A 22,439-nucleotide genomic window follows, 5' to 3' on the forward strand; every position below is an offset into this window, starting at 1 on the left:
GGCGGATGCCACGACACCCGCTTCTCGACGAGGCCCGCTCCGCGTGGCGACGCCGGGAGACCGAGACCGCGGTCCGCGCCGCACTCACCGCACATGCCGCCGGGGATGCCGACGGCCTCGCACTGGCCTGCTCGATCGGGATGCGCGGCTACCGCGCCGACCTGCTCGCCGCCCACCGGGACGACGTGGCTGCATTGCCGGAGGGGATTCTGCGCGAGGGCGTGCTCGCGATGCTGCAGATCGGCGACGGCGACCTCGACAGCGCTGTGGCCCGCATCGTCGCGCTCGCCGAGGTGAACGAGACCGACGTCGTCGATCCGCTCGAGGGCGAGGGGATGCTGCTGCCGCTGCTGCTGTCCTACGTCGCGACCGGCTGCGTCGCATCGGCGTCGTGGGTGCCGGCGCGACGGTGCATCGACGCGGCCCGGGCGGTCATGGCCGCGGCATCCGGTGTCGAGGGCCGGGTCGCGGCCCCGGAGCACGTGGCCTTCGACCTGCTCGGTCTCGACGCGATGGTCGAGCAGCACACGGCAGCGGGGGATGCCGCGCGGCGTGCCCTCATCGAGACCCTGGCGCCGCTGCGGATGCGCAACAGCCTGTGGCCCGCGCATGCGCTCGCCCTCGTGAGCCTCGGCAGTGTCGAGCACCTGTCGGGCCGGCTGGGGGAGGCCGCGCTCAACCTCTCGCGCGGTGCGCGCCTCGCACCCGCGTGGCGGCCCGGGGTGCGCCTGCACGCCGAGGTCGAGCTCGCGTTCGTCCGCGTACGCCAGGGGCGGTGGCGCGAGGCGGCCGAGGCGGTGCGCGCGACGGCTCCGCCGACCGGGTCGATCGAGCACGACTGGCTCGAGCCCCAGGCGCTCGCGGTGCACGGGCTCTTCCTCGCCCTCCGCGGCGACATGGACGCGAGCCGGCCCGTGCTCGACCGAGCCGCACTGCTGTGCCGCGACACCCCGTCGTTCCTCGCGCAGATCGTGATCACGCACGCCCGCATCATGATGGCGATCTCGCTCAGCGACTGGTCGGCGCTGCGGCGGGCCCTGGAGGATGCCGCCGAGCCCGGGTACCGGCATCCGTACCGGGTCGACGAATGGCGGATGCTGAACCTGCTCGCCTCGTGGCACCTCGGCCGGGTCGACGAGGTGCGACGCGGCGTGGCCCTGTGGACCGCCCAGCCCGGAGCCGACCAGAGTGCGTACGCCTGGGCCTTCGTGTCGATCCTGGCGGAGCACGACGAACGGTACGCCGAGGCGACGACCGCCGTCGACCGGGCCCTCGCGCTGCTGACCCTCGACCACGACCCGCTCGGGCGGGCGTGGGTGCGCGTCGTCGCCGGCATCCACTACAGCCTCTTCGGTGCGCACGGCCGGCCGGATCCGCGGCGCGCGCTCGTCGTCTACGAAGACGCCAGTGCCGAGCTGCAGGAGCTCGGCGCGGGCGGGCTGGCGCGGCGGTACGACGAGGCGGTCGCCGCGACGACGACGGAGATGCAGCGCGGATCGAGCGGCGGCGAGCCCGCGGCGCGGCTGACCGAGCAGCAGCGGAAGGTCGCTGACGCCGTCGGACAGGGGTACACCAGCGGCGAGATCGCCGGCCTGCTGCACCTCTCGAAGCGGACCGTCGACTACCACGTGGCCAACATCATGCGCCGCCTGGGGGTGTCGAGCCGCCGCGAGATCGCCCGCGTGCTCGGCGGGCGGCGCTGAGGTCTGCGCGGTGCGCGGTGCGCGGTGCGCGGTGCGCGGTGCGCGGGTGCGCGGATGCAAGGGATCGTGTGCGACGCGCCGGGGATGCGGCATCCGGGTCGGGGTGTCGGATCGGATGCCTTGCATCGCGGCACGGGCGGCTGGCTGACACGCAGGGGCTATCTCTAGGTATATAGAGATAGCATGCGGTCATGCAGCCGCTCACACGCATCACCCCGGCGACCGTCGATGTGCTCGAGGCTCTGATCAGCGAGTCCGAACCGGTGTGGGGGCTTCGCATCGTCAACCGCACCGGCCGGCCCGCGGGCAGCGTGTACCCGATCCTCGAGCGCCTCGAGTCGATGGAGTGGGCGACCTCCGAGTGGGAGGTCGACCCGAATCGCAGCGGGCCCCGGCGGCGGCTGTACCGCCTGACGCCGGAGGGTCTCGTCGCAGCCCGCGCCGCCGTCGATGCGCATGAGGTGCGGATGCAGCGCCGCCGAGCGCGTCGGCAAGAGCCCGAGCCCGGACGCGGCCGGGGCGACGCGAGGGGAGTGATCGCATGAACCTCGACCTTGTCCTTCGGGCGGTGAGCCGGACGATGCCGGTTGCGTCGCGGGCACGTCATCTCGAGCAGTGGCGGGCGGATGTCGCCGGGGCTCACGAAGCCGGGGTGCGCCGGGGGGATGTCGTGCGCGGCGCGATCGCGGTCGCCCTCAGCGCGGACCGTGACTCCCCGGTGCTGACCGGCGAGCCCCGAGGCACGGCTTCGCGCCGGCTGAGCCGGCGGGGTGTCACGCTGCTCGCCGCGGTCGGGGCGACGTCGGCCGCGCTGTGGATGACCGGGGATCTCACCTCCCCGGAGGTCGCCATACCGGCTGTGGTCGAGATCGCGCTCGCCGCCGGCCGTTCCGCGCTCAGCGTGCTCCTGTTCGGGGGAGTGCTGCTCGCCATCGCCCTCTTCATCGGCGCGGCCGCGCTGTCGCGGTCGGCGGTCGTGAGGTTCGCGTTCGCCGCCACCGCGCTCGGCATCCCCGTGCTCGCGCTCGCCGCGGTTCGCCCCGTGGCGGCTGGGGTGAGCGCCGCGGGCGTCGGCCTCACCGTCGGCGGTGCCGCGATCGGGCTGGCCGGCGCCTGGCGATCGATGCCGCTCGCCCTGGAGGACCGCTCCGCACCGCTGGCTCGACGGCGGCCGGTCGCGATCGCGGGGCTCGTGTCCGTCACGGCGTTGCTCGTGCTCGGCGCCCTCGATCTGCTGGTGTGGAATCCGCTCGCCAAGGTGCCCGGCTACGAGTTGGACGCCATCTACGCCGCGATGATCGCGGCCGACGGGTTCGACCCGGCGTTCGCTGCGGGGGCGGTGGCTGTGTGGGTCGGGGTGTGGCTGGTGGCGGCGGCCGGTGTGACTGTCGGCTCGCTGACGAGGGGCGGGGCGTGGCTGACGCCCCGCCGGCTCGGCATCCTGTACCTCTCGATCATCGGGGCCGCGCTGTTCCTGCGACTGTTCGCCGGATTCTCGATCGGGATGTCGATCGCCGACACCTTCGCCACCTCGGGCGGTGACGTCTCAGCGCTGTCTCAGGTCTTCCACCTGATCGGGCCGCTCAGTTTCGCCGCGGCGCTTCTCCTCTTCGGCTGGGCCCCGGCCGGGCGTCGGACGACGGGCGTGCCGGTCGCCGCGACCTGAGCCCGGGCGCCCCGGTGCGCGGTTGCAGGGGATCGCGGGCGACTCGCCGGGGCAGCGGCATCCGGACCGGGGCGTCGGATCGGATGCCTTGCATCGCGGCACGTCGCGGCACGCGGCACGGGCGCGGGCCGGCATGCGTGGGAGGTCAGGCCGCTTCGGCGGCGATCCGCATGCGCGAGAGGAAGTCGACGAGCACGGCGGCGGAGCCGGCGGGCATGTCGGCGATGACATCCTCGACGCGGTGCTGCACGTCCGTACCCGACTGGCGCAGGCTCTCGACCGGGCGGTCACCGAGCGTCACGAAGACCTTGCGGCGGTCGGAGGGATGCGGCTGCCGCCGCAGGTACCCGGAACGCTCGAGGCGATCGAGCATCGCGGTCGTGCTCGCGGACGAGATCCCGAGTTCCTGGGTGATGTTCGACGGGGTCAGCGTGACGTCGCGATCGTGCGCCTCGATGAGCGTCTCGAGCGCGATCAGGTCGTTCTCGCACACGAGCATCGAGTCGCGCAGCCGCAGCCGGATGGCGCCCTCCGCGGCCTCGTACGCCCACAGCGCGTCGAGGACTGCCGATGCCGACGATGTCTCACCCTGCACTGCCATGACGACTCCCCGTATTGATCGACCTAGCGGCTCAGTCTGTCCGAGCATCCGGCCGAAGGGGAGCCCTTCCCGTGGGAGCGCTCACCTGGTATGGGCGAAGGAAGGTGAGCCTCAGTGGACCGAGAAACCGCCGTCCACGGCGATCGACTGGCCGGTCACATAGGCCGAGCCCGGGCCGGCCAGGAAGATCGCCGCGGCGGCGAAGTCGTCCGGCACGCCGTTGCGCCCGACGAAGGTGCGAGCGGCCAGCGCGTCGACGACGTCGGGGTTGCTCGCGAGGCGCTCGTTGAGGCGAGTGAGGACGAAGCCCGGGACCAGCACGTTCGAGGTCACCCCGGATGCCGACCACGCCTCCGCCTGCGAGCGGGCGAGGCCCTCGAGGGCGGCCTTCGACGCGCCGTAGGCGCCGCTCGATGCGAAGGCGCGGCTCGCCTGCTGCGAGCTGATCGAGATGATGCGGCCGTACCCACGCTCGATCATCCCGGGGGCGAATCGCTGGCCCAGGATGAAGGGGGCGTCGAGGTTGACCGCCATCGTGGCATCCCAGGCGGGCTCGTCGAGTTCGAGGAGGGGAGGGCGGATGTTGATGCCCGCCGAGTTCACGAGGATGTCGATGTCGCCGGCCTGATCGGCGAGCTCGTGGCAGCCGGCACGGGAGGACAGGTCGGCGACGATACCCGACGCGAGCCCGCCCTCGGAGCGGATCTGCCCGACGGTCTCGTCGATCAGGTCACGACCGCGGGCCGCGACGATGACCTCTGCCCCCGCGGCGGCCAGCGCCTCGGCGATTCCCCGGCCGATGCCGGAGCTCCCGCCGGTCACGAGGGCGCGTCGGCCGGAGAGCCCGAAGAGGCTGTTCAGATCCATGCGTCCAGCGTACGGAGCGAAGCTGTGTTCGGATAACGCCCTGGCGAGGATCGAATACCTGTTCTATCCTCGGTTGTCATGACCGACACGACGAGCGCTCACGACGTCACCCTCTGGCTCGTCGACGACGTCCCGGCGCGGATGTTCTACGCGGGCAGGCGATGGAGCGTGAACGACATCCCGACCCGCCTCCGCGACTCGGTCTGGTCCCTCGCCGCCGACGACGATCGGCGACGGGGGCTCTACGGATGGCGCTTCCAGGCGACGGATGCCGACGGCGAGGCGTTCGTGTTCGACGTCTACTGCGGCGAGGGTGGCTGGCACGTGCACCGGGCCTACGCCTGAGGTCCGGGGCCGCTCCGCCGTCTCGCGTCGATCAGATGACGCTGAGCTGCTCGAGGAACTCGTCGGCCATCGCGACCTGCCGGGTCAGCTTCTCGCGCCGCTCGGTCGCGCCTGCCCGGATCGTCTCGAGGCGGGCGCGCAGCTCCTCGTCGGCGGGGGCGGCCGTGAGGGCGTCGACGACGTCGAGCAGCTCGCGCATCTCGTCGAGGCTGTACCCGAGCGGCTTCATGCGGCGAATGAGCAGGATGCGGGCCACGTCGTCCTCCGTGTAGAGGCGGAAGCCCCCATCGGTGCGCGCGGACGGCGTGACGAGGCCGATCTCGTCGTAATGGCGGAGCGTGCGGAACGACAGCTCGGTCCGCTCGGTCACCTCTCCGATGCGCATGGTGACCTCATCGCGATTCGACATCAAACCTCACGTTACGTTAGATTCTCGTCGGCGCCATTCTGCGCCGCCCCCTCATTCTTCCCGCGTCGGACAGCCGGCGCTGCGCGGGCTGCGCGACCACCCCGCCCGCGCGATCACTCCGCCCGCGTCGTCGGGCGCCGACCGAAAGGCACCGAGTGACCGCCGTCACCCCCGCCCGCGACAGCGCCGCGCGCTATCGCATCGAACCGACCGTCCTGCAGGCTCTGCGCAGCCCCCGGCTGCTGACCCGCGAGGTGCTGGCCGGGCTCGTCGTCGCCCTCGCGCTCATCCCCGAGGCGATCGCGTTCTCGATCATCGCCGGAGTGGATCCCCGCGTGGGGCTCTTCTCATCGTTCATCATGGCGGTCGCGATCGCCTTCCTCGGCGGCCGCCCGGCGATGATCACGGCTGCGACGGGGGCGATCGCGCTCGTCATCGCGCCCGTCGTGCGCGAGTACGGCATGGACTACTTCATCGCCACGGTGCTTCTCGGGGGCGTGATCCAGATCGTGCTGGCGGTGCTGGGTGTCGCGAAGCTCATGCGGTTCATCCCGCGGTCGGTGATGGTGGGCTTCGTCAACGCGCTCGCGATCCTCATCTTCCTCGCGCAGATGCCGCAGCTCTTCGGTGACGGCATCCCGTGGCTCGTCTGGCCGCTCGTCGCCGCGGGGCTCATCATCCTCGTCGCGCTGCCGCGGCTGACGAAGGTGATCCCGGCCCCGCTCGTCACGATCGTGCTGCTCACGGCGGCGGTCGTGGCGTTCGGCTGGCAGGTGCCGACGGTCGGCGATCAGGGCGAGCTGCCCTCGAGCCTGCCCGAACTGTTCGTGCCCGACGTGCCGCTCACCCTCGAGACACTGCGCATCATCGCGCCGTACGCGCTCGCCATGGCGGTCGTGGGTCTGCTCGAATCGCTCATGACCGCCAAGCTCGTCGATGACATCACCGACACTCACTCGCGCAAGACGCGCGAGGCTCTCGGCCAGGGCGCAGCCAACATCCTGTCGGGCGCGTTCGGCGGCATGGGCGGGTGCGCCATGATCGGGCAGACCATGATCAACGTGAAGGCGTCGGGGGCGCGCACGCGCATTTCGACGTTCCTCGCCGGGGTCTTCCTGCTGATCCTCGTGCTCGCGCTCGGCGACGTCGTCGCGATCATTCCGATGGCGGCACTTGTGGCCGTCATGATCATGGTCACCGTGGCGACCTTCGACTGGCACAGCATCCGTCCGGCGACCCTCCGGCGGATGCCGAAGAGCGAGACGGCCGTCATGCTCATCACCGTCGTGGCGACGGTGTGGACCCACAACCTCGCGATCGGCGTCATCCTCGGAGTCATCGCCGCGATGGTGATGTTCGCTCGTCGCGTCGCCCATTTCGTCACCGTCACGCGAACCCTCGACGCCGTCGGTGACGAGCCGGTCGCCCGATACGAGGTCGTCGGCGAGCTCTTCTTCGCCTCGAGCAACGACCTCACCACGCAGTTCGCGTACGCCGACGATCCCGCCCGCGTCGTCATCGACATGACCCGCTCGCACGTCTGGGACGCCTCGACGGTGGCCGCGCTCGACGCCGTCGTGAACAAGTACGAGCGGCACGGCAAGACCGTCGCGATCGAGGGACTCAACGCGACCGCATCCGCTCTGCACGGCCGCCTGAGCGGCAACGTCGTCGGCGGGCACTGACCCGCGGCCGCGCGGTTGCGGGCGGTTCGGTCAGTACGCGGTGAACGACACGAAGGATGCCGGACCGAATCGTCCGGTGGTGGGGTCGAGGTAACGCAGCCCCAACGTCACCGGTCCGGCGGTCGGCACCGAGAACCGCGAGGTGTACCGGCCGTCGGCATCGAGCGCCATCGGCTGATCGCGCCACGGCACCGCCTCGCCCACGCGGGCACGCTGCGTCTGGAGATTCGGCTGTCCCGTCGCGGCCAGATCGAAACCCGCTGCGGTCGCGGGAGGCGGCGTGGTAGTGGGGCTCGGAGCGGGCGTGGGTCGCATACGCCTCGTACGAGAAGCCGTCGCAGACGATGGTCGCCGTGACGGCCTCACCGTGCGACTTGTCGGTGACGAGGATGAGGCGGGCGGGCGCCCCCTCGCGGCTGGTCGTGCCCGACGAGCACACGAAGCCGACGTCGCCGCGCTGCCATGACCGCTTGCGGGCGTTCGGCCAGCCCCACGCGACCGTGAGAGTTGCGCCGTCGATCTCGATCCATGACGGACGGATGGCATCCCGAGCGGCCTGCTGACCTCGTGCCCGCGTGCGACCGAGCGGCCACCGCGCGGGAGCGGAACCTGATCGTGCCGACCCGGGTGGGCGGCTCGGCGGACGCGGGGGTGAGGCTGGTGGCGCGAGTGCGGGCGCGGTCGCGGTCGCGGCTGCGGGTGCGGGCTCCGGCGCGCGGTCGGTCGCGACGGAGGGAAGCGCGGGTCCGGGTGCCCGTTTCGGAGGGAGCCGGACGGGCGTTCGTCGCAGGGTGCATGTTGATGAGACGTTCGAGGCGACGGATCGTGACGCGGAAACCCGAAAAAAGTTGCGGGGGGAGCCTCGTCGGATGAGATTCGGACCGAGACTGATGGCCTGGCTCGGGGATGCTGGATTGTGGTTTCGTCGATTCCTCCCCAATCGGTCGAGCGAACCGCGTTCTCGCATCGAAGATAAGTTCGACCCGAATGTCGTAACCCGCTGCGACAATGGGAACATGACATCGAATAGCGGTCGCAGGCTCGGAGGCGAAGGCGCCTCGGGTGGGTCGTCGCACGCCGCGGCTTTCGCGGGGTTCGCTGAGGCCCTCGACCTCTTTCATGTCGGGGATGTCGCGCGAATGCGGGCGTTGGCGGAGCTGGGCAGGTCGGCTCTGCGTGAGGCGCGTCGCGACGGGGTACGAGGTATGGCGTCGGACATGGAGCTGCGTTCGGTCGCAGCCGAAGCCGCCGGGATGGCGCGACTCACCGACCGGCGCCTGCAGGGTGAGATCGACCACGCGATGACCGTCATCGATGACTACCCGGCCGTGTTCGAGGCGTGGGCCCAGCGGCGGATCGAACGTGGCCACGTGGATGTGGTCGTGCGGGTCGGCGCGAGGGTGCCCGCCGAGGTGCGCGATTCGTTCGCGGAGGCGGCGATCGCGGTGTGTGAGCGGGATGTGCCCTCCCGGGTGCGGGCAGCGTTGGATGCATTGGCGGCCCGGTTGCATACACAGAACTTCACCGAGCGACACAAGGCCGCGGCGGCGGAGCGGTGCGTGCGGGTCTTCCACGGCACGGACGGGATGTCGAACCTCGTCGCCAACCTCCCGACGGTCATCGCCGCCGGGATGCTCGACCGACTCACCCAGATGGGACAGTCGGTGAAGGATGCCCGGGCGGAGAGTGATGCCGCCGACACGCGGACGATGGATCAGCTCCGCGCAGACATTCTGGGCGACCTCGTCCTCGGCGGGGCGCCGGTGGTGGACCCGACGTATGGGATCGATCGGGCCGGTGGGCTGGGGCGATCCGGGCACGCGTGCAGGTCGCCGTCACCGCCGAGACGCTGATGGGGCGTGACGAGAACCCCGCCGAAGCGGTGGGCGCTGCGCTGATCGATGCCGATACGGCGCGCGAGCTCGCCGGGCAGGTCAGCGAGTGGGACCGGTTGTTCATCGACCCGGTCACCCGGACGCCGGTTGAGATCGACACCTACCGACCCACCGCTTCGATGAAGAAGCTCCTGATGGCCCGCGACCAGCACTGCCGGTTCCCCGGATGCCGACGGGCCGCGATCCGCTGCGAACTGGATCACACCATCGACTACGCCCTGGGTGGGCACACCCACATCTTCAACCTCGCCCACCTCTGCCAACGACACCACTCCATGAAGCAATTCACCAAATGGGAAGTCCGACAGCTCGGCGGCGGGGTTCTGGAATGGACCTCACCCCTCGGCCGGGTCTACCGCGAAGACGTTCCCATACCCGCGGTGTGCTTCACCATCGACACCGCGGATCCGCCACCGGATGCCGCACCCGGCGGACCGCCGCCGGACGAACCGCCACCGTTCTGAGCCTGCCCCCGGACTCCGCGCACGAATGTTGGGAAGTCGCGTCACGATTCGGGCTTCGGGCATCCCCTCCATGAGCGCATCGCGTGTGCTCGGGCTCGACTCGCTGGGGTCGCTGTTCGCCGCGGTGGCCGAGACCTACGCGGTGGCCGGACGTCCGCGTGACGCTGGGCTGTACTCCTCGAGGCCCTCGCCGTCGCCGACATCCTGCTGGGAGCCGGAACTCTCGACGCGACCGTACGCGCAGCATGCCGCAGCCACGGCGGAAGCGATCGCGCTCGTCCTCCGCGGCGACCCCGCCGAGGCGACCCTCGCGCAAGGATCGGCTCGGCGTCCGCCTGGCTCATCACGCCGGCGACGTCATCGCGCCATTCATCAGCGTGCCGCGAGAGCAGCTGGCCCCGCTACGAGAACGCCTCCGCGAGCGCCGTCCCGACCTCGCCGCCGCGGTTGCCGACGCGACGGAGGAATTCCACCGGCGGGAACCACGCGCGTCACAGGCGCTGCCTGCCCTGACACCCCGCGAGCGATCCGTCGCCTCGGTGATGCGAGGCGGCAAGACCTATGGCGAGATCGCCGGGGAGTTCACGGTCTCCATCAACACGATCAAGTCGCAGATGCGGTCGCTGTTCGCCAAGCTCGGCGTATCGACGCGCGATGAGGCCGTCGTCGTGCTCGAGCGTCACGGCTTCTATCTGTGAGCGGATGATACGCCCCGGCCCCGCGTTGCCCGCAGCCGCCTAGGCTGTGCCGGTGGGCAGATTCTTCTACGACAACGCGGCCAACTTCGTCGAGATCGACGACCGTGCGCTCGCGCATCTCCGGCTGGTCCTGATGACGAAGCTGCGGCGCGGCGAACCGCTGATGTTCGAGACGACCTCGCCGCACGGCACGAGCCGTCGCGATTTCTGGCTGCACCCCACGATCTCGGTCCAGTTCCAGTTCGCCGGCAGCCGCCAGCCGCAGATCAACCCGAAATGGATCGACGCCCTCATGGAATCGGCCAACAGCGCCGACGGTCTGCGGATGGTGCCCGAGCCCCAGAGCTGACGTTCTCCGTCTTAAGCGGCGCTTACGTTACGGTGCCAATCTCAGGCTCCGACGTGTTCTTCCCGCGGGTGACCGCCCGTTCATGGAACTGTCGAGTCAGAGATCGATGGGGCGGTACATGCAAGACGCTGGGGAGGGTCGGAAACTCGACCCTGATTGGTGGGCGACGGGGGTCGCCGGGGGGAACGTACCCGGCGGTCGCCTGCGCGGCGACAGCCGCACCGTGCAAGCCGGCGACGTCTTCGTCGCGCTCGGCCGAGACGAACGGGTCCGCGAGCACATCACGCAGGCGCTCGAGCGCGACGCGGCTCTCGTCCTGACCGACGCGAGCGTCACGCACGTCGATGCGCGGGTGCGCGGCATCCCGAACCTGGCCGCCGTGATCGGGCGGCTGGCCGACCAGTACACCGGTCGTCCGTCGGCCGACATGACATTGGTGGGCGTGACCGGCACGAACGGCAAGACCTCGACGGTGCAGCTCCTCGCGCAGAGCTGGGAGCTCCTCGGACGCCGCGCCGCCACCATCGGCACACTCGGAGCCGGCCTGTTCGGCGCTCTGGCGAAGACGTCGCTCACAACCCCGTCGGTGGTCGACATGCACGAGCTCCTCGCCGACATCCGGCGGGCCGGCGCCGACGTGGTCGCGATCGAGCTGAGCTCGCACGCCCTCACGCAGAGAAGGGTCGAGGGATGCCACTTCGACATCGCCGCGTTCACGAACCTCACCCGCGACCACCTCGACTACCACGAGTCGATGGAAGCGTACGGCCAGGCGAAGCAGGGCGTCTTCCGCCTTCCGGGTGTGCGCGCCGCGGTGCGGAACATCGACGACCCCTATGTCGCGGGCATCGCGCTCCCCGCGGGACTCGACGACGTCACCGTCTCGACGTCCGGCGCAGCGGCGGCGACGGTCCGCGCCGACGACATCCGGATGCGCGCTGACGGCGCCGACTTCACTCTCGCGATCCAGGACGACCGCTTCGAGGTAGCATCACCCCTCATCGGCCGGTTCAACATCGACAACCTCGCGATGACGGCGGGCATCCTCCGCGCACAGGGCGTCGCCCCCGGCGCCATCGCGCGGGCAGTGGGGGAGATCCGCCGGGTACCCGGACGCATGCAGGTCGTGTCGCCCGGCGCCGGCCCGCAGGTCGTCGTCGACTACGCCCACACGCCCGACGCCCTGCGGCAGGCCCTCATCGCCCTGTCAGGCGGCGCCGGCCAGCTGACCGTCGTGTTCGGCTGCACCGGCGACCGCGACCGTGGCAAGCGACCCGAGATGGCCGTGATCGCCGAAGAGCTCGCACAGACGATCATCGTCACCGACGACGATCTGCATCACGAAGACGGCGACGCGATCGTGGCCGACATCCTGGCCGGTTTCCGCTCGGTCGAGAACGTCCGCGTCATCCGCGATCGAGCGGCCGCGATCACGATGGCCGTCGCCCCCGCCGGTCCCGACGACATCGTCCTCATCGCCGGCAAGGGCCACGAGTCGGTGCAGATCATCGGCGACGACGCCGTCGCCTCCGACGATGTGTCGATCGCCACGGCCGCCCTCCGGGAATGGCGCGAGAAGCACGCCGCCGGAAGCGGCGACTCTCAGTTGCCGAGGGTCGAGGGCTCGCCCGCGTCGTCCTCCGCGGTGCTCTCCGACGGCTCGAAATGACCGAGTGACTTTTCCTGCAGGAAGGCGCAGAGCTCTGCAGCGATCTGGAGCTCGTGAGTCAGTGCGTTGAGCTCGTGACTGGTCAGGACGAGAGTGTCGGGCGCGCCCTCGATGGAGACGCACCAGTCGAGGTCGTCGCCCGCCGGCCGCGGCTCGATGTACACGGCGTTCGGCGCGTTCGTGAGCGGGACGAGGACGAGGCCCGTGTCGGCCCCGTCGGAACCGTCCTGCACCGCCACGCGCACCTCTTCGCCGGCGCCGCGAGCGTCGATGAACTCAGCGACCCAGTGCTCGAGGGTCTGCTTGCTGTGAAAAGGCACGTTCTCTCCCGGCCGTCGGCGCTCGTCAAACCGCCCGAGCGTAACACCTCCTCGGCCGGGAGAATCCCGGGCAGACCCGGATGCGACGGGTAGTTCGATTCATCGTCGTATCCAACCCGAAATGACGGGCGATCTCGTTCGATATATGACAAAATCCCACGTGATGAGCGATGACATCCCGCGGGTCCCCGTGCGGACCAAGACCCTCCTGGAGGAATGGGTCGCCGAGTTCCTCGAACAGGGGAAAGTTCCCGGCGTCTCGGTCAAGGTCGCCATCCAGGACGGGTCGGACGGGCTCGACACCGGACTCGTCATCGTGCACCTCGAGAATGCGCCCGCCGACGTCTACATGCAGCCGCGGGCGATCGACGACCCCGAGTGGGAGGCGACCCTCACCGCGCGGTCCGACGACCTCACCCTGACGCCCTATCAGATGGCCGGTCTTGCCGCCGAGGTCGCCTTCGCCGGCAACCTGTGCACGTTCCTGCAGTTCAAGTCGATCGAGTGGGACCGGATGTCGGGCATGCGCTGATCGCGCACGCCGAGACCTTTCCCTAGACCATCGCACCCTGCCTGGCAACAGGTGCGTTCCCGCGCGCTCGCGTGCCGACAATGGTCGCGATCGCGAGCTTCCACCGTGGATGCCTCGGTGGAAGGAGATCGTCATGGCTGCAGCGAGCGGGCGCGGAGTCGCCGTCGTCACCGGGGGAAGCGCGGGCCTCGGTCGAGCCATCGTCCGTGAGCTCGCGCACCGCGGCTGGGACGTCGCGGTCCTCGCGCGCGGACGTGACGGCCTCGACGGCGCTGTCGCCGACATCGAGGCGGCGGGCCGGCGCGCGCACGCGGTGTCGGTCGACGTGGCCGATGCGGACGCCGTCGACCGGGCCGCCGCCGATGTCGAGGGCGCCCTCGGCCCGATCGACCTGTGGGTCAACAACGTCATGTCGGGGGCGATCGCGACCTTCCTCGACACCTCGGCCGACGACTTCGACCGCGCCACGGCTGTCACCTACCTCGGCACCGTCAACGGCACCCGCGCGGCGCTCCGGCGGATGCGCGACCGGGGCCACGGACACATCATCCAGATCGGGTCGGCGCTCGCCCACCGCGGCATCCCGCTGCAGGCGGCCTACTGCGGCGCGAAGCACGCGATCCACGGCTTCACCGATTCCGTCGTCTCCGAGCTCACACACGAGAAGAGCCGCGTGGCCGTCTCGATCGTCGACATGCCCGCCCTCAACACGACGCAATTCGGATGGGTGAAGTCGAACTTCTCGCAGCATCCGCAGCCGGTGCCGCCCATCTTCCAGCCCGAGGTCGGTGCCCGAGCCGTCGCCGACGTCGCCGACAAGCCGCGCCGGCGCACGTGGGTGGGGGAGTCGACCGTCGGCCTCATCCTCGGCACTCGCGTCGCCGGGCGCTTCCTCGACTGGTACCTCGCGAAGAACGCCTGGGAGGGTCAGTTCGCGCCGGGATCGGCTGCGTCCGGGACGGCTCCGAACCTGTACGAGCCGGTGCCGGGCGACCACGGCGCCCATGGTGCGTTCGACGACCGCGCGCGGGGCGGGAGCGTGCAGACCTGGGCCATCCGGCACCGGGCCCCGCTGTACACCGCGGCGTCGGCCGCGGCGTCGGCGGCGCTCGTCGGCCTGATCGCCGGCGCGAGGGCGGTGGCGCGGCGGCGCTGAGACGGGCGGGTGCGAGGATCGAGGGATGAGCGAATACAGCGGATCATCCCGCGCCCTGCCCCTCGACGAAGCCGCCGCGGCCGAGATGTGGGAGCAGTACCGGACGGCGCACCCCGAGGCCGTGCTCGCTGCACCCGAGTACACCGTCGAGCACTTCGGCGACAACGTGCGCCTGGCAGATGAGCTGCTCGGCATCGTTCTCGCCGGCGGCAAGCGTGCCACCGCCGAGCTCGTCGCCGATTTCGTCGCCCGCGGCGATCTGATCCCGCGGATCGGATCGCACTGGATCGCCTGCGACAGCACCGGCGCTCCGCGCATCATCATCCGCACGACCGAACTGCGCCTGGGGCCGTTCACGAGCGCGGATGCCGCGTTCGCCGCCGACGAGGGCGAGGACGACCTGTCGCTCGAGAGCTGGCAGCGCGAGCACCGGCGCTACTGGACGCGCGTCGCCGCCGCCCGCGGGGCGGAGTGGTCGGAGGACGAGGACATCGTCTTCGAGCGGTTCTCGGTCGTCTGGCCGCCCGAGCACGCCGACTGAGCCCGACCGCGTCGCGGCCATCCCCGACCTGATGAAACCGCCGCGAAAACCGGACCGCGCGCGGGGTCGAGCACGCGGTCCGGTTTACGCTGTGGACGGGTCGGTGAGCCCGCCGCGCCATCCCGGCTCGACGCGACCCTCGGGAGGTCGATGTGAACTGGCTGCTCGACATCAACATCCTCTCCGGACCGGCCGTCGTGATCACGTGCATCCTCGCCGGCCTCGCGTTCGTGTCGCTCGTCGTGCTGCGACCCAGCCGGCGCTGGCAGCGTCGCCGGTGGACGCTGACCGCTGCGGCGGCGGCCGTCGCCGCGGGTCTGTTCGGGATGGCGCTGACGTGGCTGCTGGCGGATCACTACAACCTGTTCGGCGTCGTCCTCACCGCCGATTCACGGATGTGGGTCGCACTCGGATTCGCCGCCATCGGAGTCGCCCTCGCCTCGCTGTGGCGGCCGACCTGGCGACGTGCCGTCGCCGCGCCGATCGCGATCGTGCTCTTCGCAGCTACCGCGGCCATGGGCGTGAACATCGCGTTCGGCCAGTACCCGACCGTGCGCACCGCGCTCGGACTGCCCGCGTTCGGCGCCGCCGATCTGCCGTCGCTCGACGGCGGAGCCGAACGCCCGACGATCGCGGGCTGGACCGCCCCCGACGGGATGCCGTCGACGGGCGAGGTCGGCACGGTCACGATCCCCGCCACGGCCTCTGGGTTTCCTGCCCGCCCGGCCGTGGTCTATCGCCCGCCCGCAGCGCTCACCGACAACCCGCCGCTGCTGCCGGTGCTCATCGTGCTCTCGGGGCAGCCGGGGCAGCCCCAGGACCCGCTGATCGCGGCGCACCTGCAGCAATCGCTCGACGCCTACGCCGCGGCTCACGACGGCCTCGCGCCGATCGTCGTCTCGCCCGACCAGCTGGGCTCACCCGACGCCAACCCGATGTGCATCGACTCGCCGCTCGGGAAGTCCGCCACCTACCTCACCGTCGATGTGCCGACGTGGATCAAGGCCAACCTGCCGGTCCTGGACGCCCCCGACTTCTGGGGGATCGGCGGGCTCTCGCAGGGCGGTACGTGCTCGATCCAGCTCGGGTCCGCCCACCCCGAGCTCTTCAGCGCGATCCTCGACGCCTCGGGTGAGGAGTTCCCCTCGCTCGGCGACGAGGCGACGACGATCGCGCAGGGCTTCGGCGGCGACCGGGCCGCGTACGAGGCGGCCAAGCCCGCCGCGATCATGGCCGCTCACGCCCCTTATCGCGATATGACCGCGGTGTTCGGCGTGGGCAGCAATGACGCCGGCTTCCTCCCGGGTGTGCAGCGGATCTACCAGGCGGCGCAGGCCGCCGGAATGGATGCCACCTACGTCGAGGCCCAGGGGAGCGCCCACGACGCGACGTCATGGTCGTACATCTTCCAGCAGGGGCTGACCGTCATCGCGGACCACTGGGGTCTGGGCCGCTGAGCCGCCGCTAGCGCAGCGCGCCCGCCATGCGCACCGCCTGCGACAGGGTCAGCGTGGGCAGGTAGCAGCGGGTGAGCGCGACCCCCAGCGCTGGGAGCATCGCCGGGTCGGGGTACACGGCCCACAGCGGCACGAACTCGGGCTGGAACTTGCGCTTGAAGTTCAGCAGCGACCGGAACCCGTAGGCCGGCTCGAGCAGCCCGCCCAGCAGGTCGAGCAGTCGCGCGACATTGGTGCGGGCGGCGTCGTCACCGAGCTGCGTCGAGGCGAGCGGCGACCCCGACAGGCTGAGGAGCGTCAGCCCGTCGCCCTTCATCCGGTCGGCGGCGGCGCCGATCACGAACTCCATGATCCCGTTCATCGCATCGCCCCGCCGGCGCATGAAGTCGAGGGTGTATCCGGTCACCGTGCCGTGCTCGAACATCGGCAGCCAGCTCGTGACCGCTTCGATCCGGCCGCTCTCGTGGACCGCCATCATGATGCGCACCGCCGGGTCGTCGAGCTCGTCGACGCCGCCGAGGGTGAACTCCATCTCGGGCAGCGACCGGTCGGCGACCCAGCCCTCGGAGATCTCGCGGATCTGGGCGTGCTGGCCCGCGCTGAGCTCGCGCCATGAGGTCCACACCGCGGTGATGCCCGAGCGGGATGCGCGGTTGGTGGCGGTGCGGATGTCCTGGCGCTTCTTACCAGCCGTGTTCCAGTCGGGCAGGTGGAGCACGGCTTCCTCGGCCACCGGCATCCGCTGCCAGCCGAGATGATCGAAGATGCTGCCCTCGCGTGCGTCGACGCTGTAGAACACCGCCGTCCAGCCGTGGGCTCCGCAGAACTCCACGAAGTTCGACACGACGTCGGGGCGGTCGTGATCGGGGCCGAAGGGGCCGCCGAGGGTCACCGCGATGGTGCCGCGCACGCGGTAGGCGATCGCAGCGTCAGCGTCGGGAGCGAACCAGTACGAGTTGCCGCGCCAGGTCGACATGAACGACAGCGTGTCGCCCCCGCCCCGCTCGAGCACGCCCCGGGCGCGCAGGCGGTCGGGTGCGTCGAGCACGGTGCGCGGATTCAGGAGCACCCGAGCGACCGCCACGATCAGCAGCATCCAGAACACCAGCGACGGCAGGTACCACAGTGCCTGCGCGGCGGCCGATTCGGGCACGAACTCGACGATGTCGGAGGGGATGAGGGTCGGCGGCACGAGGCGCAGCGGGAGCGCCCGCAGCACCATCACGGCGTCGATCCCCGGACGGAAACCGTCGGCGAGGAGGAGCGTCCCGGCGAAGGAGGCAGCGAGCGTCAGGGCGGTGCCGATCGCCACGGTGAGGGCGAACGTGCGCTTGGCCGCCGCGGCCGTCGAGACGCGCGCCGCCCCGCGGAACGCGATCAGTACGACCGCCACGGCCAGCGGCACGATCGCCCCGACGATGACGCCCGTGAGCGTCTGCCAGACGAAGTCGGCGGTCTCGGGGTCGACGGCGGCGCCGATCGCGGCGACCGTGTCGGGCTCGATCACGAGGAAGGTGTAGACCATCCCCGCGAAGATCGCGAGATTGATGGCGACCGCGACCGCGAGCGCGATGCGCCGCCCGCCCCGGATGCCCCAGGCCGCGAGCAGCAGGACGATCAGCGGCAGCAGCGCCACGACACTCGACCAGCCCTGCAGATCGGCGATCGAGGAGAAGTCGTCGGGGCAGGGCGCGCCGGGCGAACCGAAGGCGCACACCTGACCGTCCACCACGCTCAGCGGATCGATGGAGAGGTACCCGTAGATCGACAGCAGCCCGGCGCCCGAGCCGGACGCGGTCGCCACGACCGGGCCGATCGCGGTGATCGCGACGATGGCGGCCAGCAGGACGCGCTTCTCGTAGTACGAGCTGCGCACCAGCCGGAAGCCGCGGACGCGGCCCCCCAGTGCGAAGCCGAGCGCGAAGCCGACGGGAACCGCGAGGAGCGAGAACAGATCGTTCGCGCCGCCGGAGTAGAGGTAGAGCGTGATGGCGGAGAAGAGCGCCAGCAGTCTCGTGCGGCGGCGCCAGATCGTCCCGAAGAAGGCGCTCGCCGCCATCGCCGTCGCCAGCAGCGGGGCGGTGGGGGAGAAGACGTCGACGGCGGGTGCGTTCAACGGGATGCCGGCGAGGTAGGTCTGCTCGAACAGATCGATCGCGAACCCGAGGAACGACGCCGCGACCCCGCCGACGACGTACGCGATCGCGGTCCGCAGGCTTCCCATCGCGCGCTCCGCCGCGCCGACGACGAGGATCACGAGGACGACGAACGCGACGAGCGCCGGCGCCGTCTCCACGACGAAGAGCGAGGTGAGCGAGCTCCACCAGTGACGCACCGCGGTGCCCGCCGGGTCGGCGTCGTCGACCGGGATGAAGCCCCAGTCGATCGGCTGGAAGATCATCCCCGCGACGCTGAGTCCGATCGTCAAGGCCGCGATCAGCAGCGTCACCGGTCGATGGCGCGACCACGAGCGCGCGCTCGTGGCGAAGGTACGCAGGTCGCGCAGGGGTGACGTCACCTGACGCACGATAGTGGCTCCGCCTGTGGGCACAGAGTCCACGCACAGCTCACGCTTATCCGGCTCGCACCCTCATCCGGCTCGAACAGAGCCGAACCACAGCGCGAAGTAGTAAGCGAAGTTGCGGTTGCCGTACGACGAGCACGGGCCGCCCGAGCCCCACCCCGCCGACAGCGCGGCCGGGTCGGGCTGATAGGGCGTGTAGTTGTACAGCGCCGCCGTCGCGTCGTTCTCGATCGCGACATCCGTTCCCCCGCACGCGGGGTCGGGGTGGAAGGCGATGAAGTGCGTGCCGGGCTGGCGCATGAAGCTTGATGCGCGGTACGAGGCCAGATCGGTCGCCCCCGCGACGATCTGCGCGCCCACGCCTTCGTACTCCGGGTCGCAGGGAGCGGTGTCGGGACAACTCGCGCCCATCGCCGCCCGCAACCGTCCCTCCGTGGGCGCCCGGGCGGCGCGGCCCTCGACCAGCGACTGCTCCTTCTGCAGGGTGACGAGGATGACGCGGGCCGAGATCCCGCAGGCCTCCTGCACCCGGTGGATGATCTCCGCGACCGGCAGCTCACCCCCCTCGATCGCGCGGCAGATGACGTCGCCGGTGCGTTGCGAGACCCGAGCCTCACGCGACGAGATCCCCGCGGTGGCGACGTTCAGACACGCGTCATTGGCGCACTCGCCGATCCGATCGTCGAGGAACGCCTGGATCTCGGCGGCTGAGAGCGCGTCGTGATCGAAGAACAGGGCGTCGTCGATGAGGTTCCCGGGATCGATGTCACCGACGTTCGGCGGGAGCTCCCGCGGCTCCTCGGCCGGCTGCGGCTGCGCGCCGGGGAGCGCCGAGAGATTCGACGCCGTCACCCCGATCGCGACGATGACGGTGACGAGCAGTGCGGGGACGAGAACGAGCACAGCCGCGATCCCGATCCGGCGACGGCGCCGCCGCATCCGGGATCGAGAGGCCATGGGAACGATCGTGCCGCACCCGGTCACGAGAACGCTGGGAGCGGCGCTCAGCCGTCCGACACCGACGACTGCCGGACCATGAGGCGGGTCGGCAGCGGGGTGGCCTCGGTGACGACATCGGGCTGCTCCACCACGAGCAGGACCTTCTGCATGATCAGGGCCCCCAGGGCCGGGAAGTCCTGCTCGACCGTCGTGAGCGCGGGATGGAGGAACGCCGCTTCGGGCACGTTGTCGAATCCGACGATGCCGACGTCCTCGGGCACCCGCAGACCGCGTTCGCGCAGCGCCGACAGTACTCCGATCGCCATGTGGTCGTTGCTCACGAAGATGCCGTCACCCGCGGCGATGTCGCTCTCGATCGCGATGCCGAACCCGCTCGCAGCCGACCAGTCGCCGTAGGTGAGCGGCGGGATGTCGAGCCGCCTCGCGACGAGCTCGTCGCGCCACCCGCGCACGCGCTCGGCGGCGTCGGGATTGCGGGCGGGGCCCGCGATGTGGTGGATGCGGCGGTGACCGCTCTCGGCGAGGTGGCGCACGGCGCTCCGCGCACCCCGGTACTGGTCGATCGACACGAGCTGCGGATGCGGCCGGCTGGTGGCGGCGACGGCGACCAGCGGGATGTCGAGCTCGAGCCCCTGGATGGCCGCGAGCACGTCGAGGTCGACCACGATGAGGACGATCGCGTCGACGCGCTGGCGCAGCAGGCCGTCGATCGCCGACCGCACGGCGGCGACGTCGCTCTCCGGCGAGCTGATCGCATCGACGTTGTAGCGTTCCGAGCGCGCGGCGAAGTTGAAGTGGGTCGCGACGGAGGTCGGCCCGAACTGCACCGTCCCCGGCGTGATCAGACCGATCGTCCGGGTGCGGCGGGTCACGAGCGCCCGCGCCGCGGGAGAGGGGCTGTAGCGCAGCTGCGCGATCGCCTTCTCGACCCGCTCGCGTGTGGCGGGCCGGACGTTCGGCATGTCGTTGAGCACCCGCGACACCGTCTGATGAGAGACACCGGCGAGTCTCGCGACGTCGAAGATGTTCGCTGCCCGGGGCGTGCGCGCGTCAGTCATCGGCCTCTTCGGTCTTGTCGTCGGCGCGCGCCACGAGGGCGATCAGCAGGTCGGAGCTGAGATCCGCGGCCGGTACGACGTGGGCGATGCGGCCGTCGCGGACGACCGCGATGGTGTGCGAGACCCGCAGCACCTCGTCGAGCTCGGCCGAGATGTAGACCACCGAGACGCCGTTGTCGGCGAGCTCTCCGACCAGGCGCTGCACCTCGGCCTTCGCGCCCACGTCGATGCCCCGCGTGGGCTCGTCGAGCACGACCACGCGGGGAGACAGGGCCAGCAGCCGCGCGAGCAGGACCTTCTGCTGGTTGCCGCCGGAGAGCTCCCGGACCGGGCGGTCGATGTCGGCGGGTCGGATGTTGAGGGCCTCGATCCAGCTGCGGGCGAGCTCGCGCGCGCGGGCGGCGCCCACGGGGCGCAGGATGCCGCGCTGCGCCTGCAGGGCGAGCGTGATGTTCTCGAGCACGCTGAGGTCGCCCAGCACACCGTCGGTGCGGCGGTTCTCCGACGAGTAGACGACACCCCGCCCGATCGCCGACCGCGGGCCGTGGCCCCCGAGCGGGGTGCCGTCGAGGAGCACCGTGCCCTCGTCGAGGCCGTCCACGCCCGTCAGCGCGCGGGCGAACTCCGTGCGTCCGGAACCCAGCAGGCCGGCGAACCCGATGACTTCGCCCTCGGCGAGCTCGAGGTCGAACGCATGTCGCGTGCGGCTCGACCGTGCTCCCCGGGCCGACAGCACGACCGGCCCGTCGCTCAGCGGCGCGATGTCGTCGTCGATCGCGGCGAGGCGGGCTGCGGAGTCGCCGAGCATCTTCTCGACGAGCTCGACGCGCAGGAGCTCGGTGGTGGAGTACTCGCCGACGAAGCGGCCGCCGCGCAGCACGGTGACCCGGTCGCACAACTCGTAGACCTGGTCGAGGAAGTGAGACACGAACAGCACCGCGATCCCGCGGGCGGTCAGCTCGCGGACGACGCGGAACAGCTCGGCGACCTCGTCGGCGTCGAGGCTCGAGGTCGGCTCGTCGAGCACGAGCACCCGCAGGTTCGGTCCCGAGACCGCGCGCGCGATGGCCACCAGCTGCTGCACGGCGAGCGAGTGCGACGACAGCAGCGAGCCCGGGTCGATCGATACCCCGAGGGATTCGAGCGCCGAAGCGGCGCGGCGCCGCATCTCGGCATGGTCGATGAGCCCGAACCGGCGGGGCTCGCGTCCGAGCGAGACGTTCTCGGCGACCGTGAGGTTCGGCAGCAGGTCGATCTCCTGGTAGACGGTCGAAATGCCCGCCGCGAGCGCGTCCGCGGGGCGAGCGAGGTGCACCGGTGCGCCGTCGAGCAGGATCTCGCCGGCGTCCAGTCGGAGCGCGCCGGTGATCGCCTTGATGAGCGTCGACTTCCCGGCGCCGTTCTCGCCCATCAGCGAGTGCACCTCGCCCGCGAACAGCCGCAGATCGACGTTCGCGAGCGCCTGCTCGGGGCCGAAGCGCACGTCGGCGCCGCGCACCTCGAGCGTCGGCGCCGCCTCGGGATCCATGCGCACCATCAT

The 22,439-nt window shown here is 70.9% G+C and carries 23 protein-coding genes; 14 read left to right on the forward strand and 9 right to left on the reverse strand.

Going from position 1 to position 22,439, the window contains the following annotated elements:
* Positions 1–5 precede the first annotated feature (5 nt).
* From ACLBWJ_RS11410 to ACLBWJ_RS11420, 3 genes are all read left to right on the forward strand, one after another.
* Positions 6–1,703 carry a LuxR C-terminal-related transcriptional regulator gene (locus ACLBWJ_RS11410; protein ID WP_447660334.1) on the forward strand — a complete coding sequence of 566 codons (1,698 nt, stop codon included), beginning with the start codon at positions 6–8 and terminating at the stop codon, positions 1,701–1,703.
* 191 nt (positions 1,704–1,894) lie between these two features.
* Positions 1,895–2,248, forward strand: coding sequence for a PadR family transcriptional regulator (locus ACLBWJ_RS11415; RefSeq protein WP_282501499.1), 354 nt, complete (start codon positions 1,895–1,897; stop codon positions 2,246–2,248).
* Positions 2,245–3,369 carry a hypothetical protein gene (locus tag ACLBWJ_RS11420; protein WP_447660335.1) on the forward strand — a complete coding sequence of 375 codons (1,125 nt, stop codon included), beginning with the start codon at positions 2,245–2,247 and terminating at the stop codon, positions 3,367–3,369. Before ACLBWJ_RS11415 ends, ACLBWJ_RS11420 begins: the two co-directional genes overlap by 4 nt.
* A gap of 145 nt (positions 3,370–3,514) precedes the next feature.
* Here the strand turns inward: ACLBWJ_RS11420 and ACLBWJ_RS11425 are convergent, their stop codons facing one another.
* Both ACLBWJ_RS11425 and ACLBWJ_RS11430 read right to left on the reverse strand, forming a co-directional pair.
* Positions 3,515–3,970 (reverse strand): MarR family winged helix-turn-helix transcriptional regulator, encoded by a 456-nt coding sequence (locus tag ACLBWJ_RS11425; RefSeq protein WP_274179391.1) that lies wholly within the window; start codon positions 3,968–3,970, stop codon positions 3,515–3,517.
* A 111-nt stretch (positions 3,971–4,081) separates the two neighbouring features.
* Positions 4,082–4,837 carry an SDR family NAD(P)-dependent oxidoreductase gene (locus ACLBWJ_RS11430; RefSeq protein ID WP_447660336.1) on the reverse strand — a complete coding sequence of 252 codons (756 nt, stop codon included), beginning with the start codon at positions 4,835–4,837 and terminating at the stop codon, positions 4,082–4,084.
* A gap of 78 nt (positions 4,838–4,915) precedes the next feature.
* Between ACLBWJ_RS11430 and ACLBWJ_RS11435 the strand changes: the two genes are divergently transcribed.
* Positions 4,916–5,182, forward strand: a complete 267-nt coding sequence (locus ACLBWJ_RS11435; RefSeq protein WP_447660337.1) for a hypothetical protein — start codon at positions 4,916–4,918, stop codon at positions 5,180–5,182.
* 31 nt (positions 5,183–5,213) lie between these two features.
* Here the strand turns inward: ACLBWJ_RS11435 and ACLBWJ_RS11440 are convergent, their stop codons facing one another.
* Positions 5,214–5,591 carry a MerR family transcriptional regulator gene (locus tag ACLBWJ_RS11440; protein WP_274179388.1) on the reverse strand — a complete coding sequence of 126 codons (378 nt, stop codon included), beginning with the start codon at positions 5,589–5,591 and terminating at the stop codon, positions 5,214–5,216.
* 155 nt (positions 5,592–5,746) lie between these two features.
* Between ACLBWJ_RS11440 and ACLBWJ_RS11445 the strand changes: the two genes are divergently transcribed.
* Positions 5,747–7,276: a SulP family inorganic anion transporter gene (locus tag ACLBWJ_RS11445; protein ID WP_282501495.1), complete on the forward strand. Its 1,530-nt coding sequence runs from the start codon at positions 5,747–5,749 to the stop codon at positions 7,274–7,276.
* 30 nt (positions 7,277–7,306) lie between these two features.
* On the opposite strand, the gene ACLBWJ_RS11450 is transcribed toward ACLBWJ_RS11445, so the two are convergent.
* Positions 7,307–7,591: a hypothetical protein gene (locus ACLBWJ_RS11450; RefSeq protein WP_447660338.1), complete on the reverse strand. Its 285-nt coding sequence runs from the start codon at positions 7,589–7,591 to the stop codon at positions 7,307–7,309.
* 701 nt (positions 7,592–8,292) lie between these two features.
* Here ACLBWJ_RS11450 and ACLBWJ_RS11455 point away from each other — a divergent pair.
* The 5 genes from ACLBWJ_RS11455 to ACLBWJ_RS11475 all read left to right on the forward strand — a co-directional run bounded on the left by ACLBWJ_RS11455 (position 8,293) and on the right by ACLBWJ_RS11475 (position 12,351).
* Entirely contained in the window at positions 8,293–9,129 is an 837-nt protein-coding gene (locus tag ACLBWJ_RS11455) for a DUF222 domain-containing protein (RefSeq protein ID WP_447660339.1), read from the forward strand.
* On the forward strand, positions 9,099–9,635 hold the full coding sequence (locus tag ACLBWJ_RS11460) for an HNH endonuclease signature motif containing protein (RefSeq protein WP_447660340.1): 537 nt from the start codon (positions 9,099–9,101) through the stop codon (positions 9,633–9,635). Before ACLBWJ_RS11455 ends, ACLBWJ_RS11460 begins: the two co-directional genes overlap by 31 nt.
* 245 nt (positions 9,636–9,880) lie before the next feature.
* Complete coding sequence (locus tag ACLBWJ_RS11465) at positions 9,881–10,333, forward strand: helix-turn-helix transcriptional regulator (protein WP_274179384.1); 453 nt, start codon at positions 9,881–9,883, stop codon at positions 10,331–10,333.
* A 52-nt stretch (positions 10,334–10,385) separates the two neighbouring features.
* Positions 10,386–10,682 carry a DUF7882 family protein gene (locus ACLBWJ_RS11470; RefSeq protein ID WP_112617853.1) on the forward strand — a complete coding sequence of 99 codons (297 nt, stop codon included), beginning with the start codon at positions 10,386–10,388 and terminating at the stop codon, positions 10,680–10,682.
* A 118-nt stretch (positions 10,683–10,800) separates the two neighbouring features.
* Positions 10,801–12,351 carry a UDP-N-acetylmuramoyl-L-alanyl-D-glutamate--2,6-diaminopimelate ligase gene (locus ACLBWJ_RS11475; RefSeq protein WP_447660341.1) on the forward strand — a complete coding sequence of 517 codons (1,551 nt, stop codon included), beginning with the start codon at positions 10,801–10,803 and terminating at the stop codon, positions 12,349–12,351.
* On the opposite strand, the gene ACLBWJ_RS11480 is transcribed toward ACLBWJ_RS11475, so the two are convergent.
* Positions 12,285–12,671 (reverse strand): hypothetical protein, encoded by a 387-nt coding sequence (locus ACLBWJ_RS11480; RefSeq protein WP_114587647.1) that lies wholly within the window; start codon positions 12,669–12,671, stop codon positions 12,285–12,287. The genes ACLBWJ_RS11475 and ACLBWJ_RS11480 overlap by 67 nt on opposite strands.
* Before the next feature lie 163 nt (positions 12,672–12,834).
* On the opposite strand from ACLBWJ_RS11480, the gene ACLBWJ_RS11485 reads away from it, so the two are divergent.
* The 4 genes from ACLBWJ_RS11485 (at position 12,835) to ACLBWJ_RS11500 (ending at position 16,357) form a co-directional block, all read left to right on the forward strand.
* Positions 12,835–13,203, forward strand: a complete 369-nt coding sequence (locus tag ACLBWJ_RS11485) for a hypothetical protein (protein ID WP_112617855.1) — start codon at positions 12,835–12,837, stop codon at positions 13,201–13,203.
* Positions 13,204–13,336: 133 nt separating this feature from the next.
* Positions 13,337–14,359, forward strand: a complete 1,023-nt coding sequence (locus ACLBWJ_RS11490; protein WP_282501489.1) for an SDR family oxidoreductase — start codon at positions 13,337–13,339, stop codon at positions 14,357–14,359.
* A 25-nt stretch (positions 14,360–14,384) separates the two neighbouring features.
* Positions 14,385–14,900 carry an ASCH domain-containing protein gene (locus tag ACLBWJ_RS11495; protein WP_447660342.1) on the forward strand — a complete coding sequence of 172 codons (516 nt, stop codon included), beginning with the start codon at positions 14,385–14,387 and terminating at the stop codon, positions 14,898–14,900.
* A gap of 152 nt (positions 14,901–15,052) precedes the next feature.
* Positions 15,053–16,357: an alpha/beta hydrolase gene (locus ACLBWJ_RS11500; protein WP_447660343.1), complete on the forward strand. Its 1,305-nt coding sequence runs from the start codon at positions 15,053–15,055 to the stop codon at positions 16,355–16,357.
* A 7-nt stretch (positions 16,358–16,364) separates the two neighbouring features.
* Here ACLBWJ_RS11500 and ACLBWJ_RS11505 read toward each other — a convergent pair whose 3' ends face one another.
* From ACLBWJ_RS11505 to ACLBWJ_RS11520, 4 genes are all read right to left on the reverse strand, one after another.
* Positions 16,365–18,875 (reverse strand): DUF2156 domain-containing protein, encoded by a 2,511-nt coding sequence (locus ACLBWJ_RS11505; protein ID WP_282501486.1) that lies wholly within the window; start codon positions 18,873–18,875, stop codon positions 16,365–16,367.
* 72 nt (positions 18,876–18,947) lie between these two features.
* Positions 18,948–19,838 carry a hypothetical protein gene (locus ACLBWJ_RS11510; RefSeq protein ID WP_274179378.1) on the reverse strand — a complete coding sequence of 297 codons (891 nt, stop codon included), beginning with the start codon at positions 19,836–19,838 and terminating at the stop codon, positions 18,948–18,950.
* A gap of 47 nt (positions 19,839–19,885) precedes the next feature.
* Positions 19,886–20,899, reverse strand: coding sequence for a LacI family DNA-binding transcriptional regulator (locus ACLBWJ_RS11515; RefSeq protein ID WP_447660344.1), 1,014 nt, complete (start codon positions 20,897–20,899; stop codon positions 19,886–19,888).
* A complete protein-coding gene (locus ACLBWJ_RS11520) occupies positions 20,892–22,436 on the reverse strand; it encodes a sugar ABC transporter ATP-binding protein (RefSeq protein WP_447660361.1) in 1,545 nt (514 codons plus the stop codon). Before ACLBWJ_RS11520 ends, ACLBWJ_RS11515 begins: the two co-directional genes overlap by 8 nt.
* Positions 22,437–22,439: the final 3 nt, after the last annotated feature.

The sequence above is a fragment of the Microbacterium sp. M4A5_1d genome (genome assembly GCF_053345465.1).

Excerpts from the sequence above, each read along its gene's own strand:
- ACLBWJ_RS11410 (WP_447660334.1), top strand. The coding sequence starts at position 6 with ATGCCACGACACCCGCTTCTCGACGAGGCCCGCTCCGCGTGGCGACGC.
- ACLBWJ_RS11415 (WP_282501499.1), top strand. The coding sequence starts at position 1,895 with ATGCAGCCGCTCACACGCATCACCCCGGCGACCGTCGATGTGCTCGAG.
- ACLBWJ_RS11420 (WP_447660335.1), top strand. The coding sequence starts at position 2,245 with ATGAACCTCGACCTTGTCCTTCGGGCGGTGAGCCGGACGATGCCGGTT.
- ACLBWJ_RS11425 (WP_274179391.1), bottom strand. The coding sequence starts at position 3,970 with ATGGCAGTGCAGGGTGAGACATCGTCGGCATCGGCAGTCCTCGACGCG.
- ACLBWJ_RS11430 (WP_447660336.1), bottom strand. The coding sequence starts at position 4,837 with ATGGATCTGAACAGCCTCTTCGGGCTCTCCGGCCGACGCGCCCTCGTG.
- ACLBWJ_RS11435 (WP_447660337.1), top strand. The coding sequence starts at position 4,916 with ATGACCGACACGACGAGCGCTCACGACGTCACCCTCTGGCTCGTCGAC.
- ACLBWJ_RS11440 (WP_274179388.1), bottom strand. The coding sequence starts at position 5,591 with ATGTCGAATCGCGATGAGGTCACCATGCGCATCGGAGAGGTGACCGAG.
- ACLBWJ_RS11450 (WP_447660338.1), bottom strand. The coding sequence starts at position 7,591 with ATGCGACCCACGCCCGCTCCGAGCCCCACTACCACGCCGCCTCCCGCG.
- ACLBWJ_RS11455 (WP_447660339.1), top strand. The coding sequence starts at position 8,293 with ATGACATCGAATAGCGGTCGCAGGCTCGGAGGCGAAGGCGCCTCGGGT.
- ACLBWJ_RS11465 (WP_274179384.1), top strand. The coding sequence starts at position 9,881 with ATGCCGCAGCCACGGCGGAAGCGATCGCGCTCGTCCTCCGCGGCGACC.
- ACLBWJ_RS11475 (WP_447660341.1), top strand. The coding sequence starts at position 10,801 with ATGCAAGACGCTGGGGAGGGTCGGAAACTCGACCCTGATTGGTGGGCG.
- ACLBWJ_RS11485 (WP_112617855.1), top strand. The coding sequence starts at position 12,835 with ATGAGCGATGACATCCCGCGGGTCCCCGTGCGGACCAAGACCCTCCTG.
- ACLBWJ_RS11490 (WP_282501489.1), top strand. The coding sequence starts at position 13,337 with ATGGCTGCAGCGAGCGGGCGCGGAGTCGCCGTCGTCACCGGGGGAAGC.
- ACLBWJ_RS11495 (WP_447660342.1), top strand. The coding sequence starts at position 14,385 with ATGAGCGAATACAGCGGATCATCCCGCGCCCTGCCCCTCGACGAAGCC.
- ACLBWJ_RS11510 (WP_274179378.1), bottom strand. The coding sequence starts at position 19,838 with ATGGCCTCTCGATCCCGGATGCGGCGGCGCCGTCGCCGGATCGGGATC.
- ACLBWJ_RS11515 (WP_447660344.1), bottom strand. The coding sequence starts at position 20,899 with ATGACTGACGCGCGCACGCCCCGGGCAGCGAACATCTTCGACGTCGCG.
- ACLBWJ_RS11520 (WP_447660361.1), bottom strand. The coding sequence starts at position 22,436 with ATGGTGCGCATGGATCCCGAGGCGGCGCCGACGCTCGAGGTGCGCGGC.